At 70.0% G+C, this 2145-nt stretch carries 2 protein-coding genes; one reads left to right on the top strand and one right to left on the bottom strand.

Annotation, left to right across the window (positions count from 1 at the left end; translation table 11 throughout):
- Window positions 1-141: 141 nt before the first annotated feature.
- On the bottom strand, window positions 142-831 hold the full coding sequence (locus AC1D15_RS28445; protein WP_477828655.1) for a response regulator transcription factor: 690 nt from the start codon (window positions 829-831) through the stop codon (window positions 142-144).
- 222 nt (window positions 832-1053) lie between these two features.
- Between AC1D15_RS28445 and AC1D15_RS28440 the strand changes: the two genes are divergently transcribed.
- Window positions 1054-2145, top strand: a 1092-nt coding sequence (locus tag AC1D15_RS28440; protein WP_477828654.1) for a M48 family metallopeptidase, incomplete at its 3' end; no start/stop codon positions are given.

Genomic DNA, 2145 nt, shown 5'->3' with positions numbered 1-2145 from the left:
CCCAGCGCTCCGCGTACAGCACCGCTACCGTCACGTTGCGCTCGATGTAGAACAGCAGCCCGAAGACGAGCGCGAGCGCGGCGACGAGACCCAGCTGCGCGAGCAGCAGCCGGGCGAACAGGCTGTCGAAGCGGCGCACGGTCAACCGCGCGGGACGAAGACGTAGCCTTCGCCGCGGACCGTGTCGATCCATTCGCTGCCTGGCGCGGCCTCGGCCAGCTTGCGCCGCAGCCGCGCGACCTGCACGTCCACGGTGCGGTCCAGCGGCTTGTAGCCGCCGCTCTGCACCGCGTCGCTGAGCTGCTCGCGCGTCAGCGGCCGGCCCGGCGTGCGGGCGAGGGCGGTCAGCAGCTTGTACTCGACGCTGGTCAGCGCGATGGTGCCGTTGCCGGCCCGCACCTCGCGCTTCAGCAGGTCGATCGTCAAGCCGTCGAAGCGCAGCTGCGGCGCATCGGCCCGGCCGGGCGCCTGGCGCCGCAGCAGCGCGCGCACGCGGGCGACCAGCTCGCGCGGCTCGAACGGCTTCGGCAGGTAGTCGTCGGCGCCGATCTCCAGGCCGAGCACCCGGTCCATCGGATCGCCGCGCGCCGTCAGCATCACGATGCCGAGGCCGGGGTGTGCCGCGCGCCAGCGCCGGCAGACGTCGAAGCCGTTGGCGTCCGGCAGCATCACGTCGAGCAGCACGGCGTCGGGCAACCCTTGCGACAGCGCGCGCTCGCCGTCGCCGGCGGTCAGCACGCTGTGCACCGACCAGCCCTCGCGCTCGAGCAGTTCGCACACCATGCCCGACAGCTCGGCATCGTCGTCGACCATCAGGACCAGCGGCTTCATGGCGCATCAGTCTACGGGCCGCGTGTCCACGTGCCGCGAACATTTCAGTGCTGTCGCAAATCGTCATCCGTCCGCGATGCCAACCCGACAATTTCACTGCAAGAGCCGATTTCAGCGGTCGCTGAAACGCTGCGTTCGAGTGAATTTGCACTCGCCCGGCCCGATCCCTTCCCCTACCATCCGCGCCAACGGCCGTGAGGGCGGCTGCGAAGGACTTGGGGAATGAGTTCACCGAACAAGGCGCAGCCGGCCAAGCTGGTCGCCAAGCTGGCTCGGCCCAGCGCCGCCTACAAGCGCCACGCCTGGCTGGCCGTCGCCGCGCTCGCGGCCTTCATGCTGCTGTACCTCGGCCTTGCCGGCTGGTTCCTGTTCACGGCCTGGCGCCTCACCTTCGGGGCCGACAGCGTGTCCGGCCAGGCCGTCTGGGGCTGGGTGATCGGCGGTTGCGCGGCCTTCCTCGCGGTCTTCATGCTGAAGGCCGTCTTCTTCGTCAAGCACGGCTCGCAGGACAACACCGTCGAGATCAAGCCGGCCGAGCAGCCGCGCCTGTTCGAGTTCCTGCACAAGCTGGCCGACCGCGCCGGCGCGCCGCGGCCGCACAAGGTGTTCCTGTCGGCACGCGTCAATGCGGCGGTGTTCTACGACCTGTCGGTGCTGAACCTCGTGCTGCCGTCGCGCAAGAACCTGGAGATCGGCCTCGGCCTGGTCAACGCGCTCACGCTCGGCGAGATGCGCGCGGTGCTCGCGCACGAGTTCGGCCACTTCGCGCAGAAGTCGATGGCGGTCGGCCGCTGGGTCTACATCGCGCAGCAGATCGCCGGCCACCTGGTCGCGCGGCGCGACAAGCTCGATGCGTTCCTGAACGGCCTGTCGCGTTTCGACATCCGCATCGCCTGGGTCGGCTGGGTGCTGGGCGTGATCGTCTGGGCCATCCGCTCGCTGGTCGACAGCGCGTTCTCGGCGGTGCTGCTGGTGCAGCGCGCGCTGTCGCGCGAGATGGAAATGCAGGCCGACCTGGTCGCCGTGTCGCTGACCGGCAGCGACGCGCTGATCCACGCGCTGCACAAGCTGCAGGCGGCCGACGATTCCTGGGACCGCACGCTCGGCTTCCTCGGCAGCGAGCACGGCAAGGAGTGCATCACGCGCGATGCCTTCGCGATCCAGTCGCGCGTGATGCAGCGCATGGGCCAGGTGCTCAACGACCCGCAGTACCACCGCGTGCCGCCGCTGCCGGCCGAGAAGCCGCAGCAGCACCGCCTGTTCAAGGCCGAGGTCGCCCAGCCGCCGCGCATGTGGCTGACCCACCCGCTGAAC

The organism is Rhizobacter sp. P2_H2 (genome assembly GCF_056403375.1).
The sequence above is the reverse complement of the archived record's forward strand: the minus strand, read 5'-3'. Positions and strand labels throughout refer to the sequence as shown.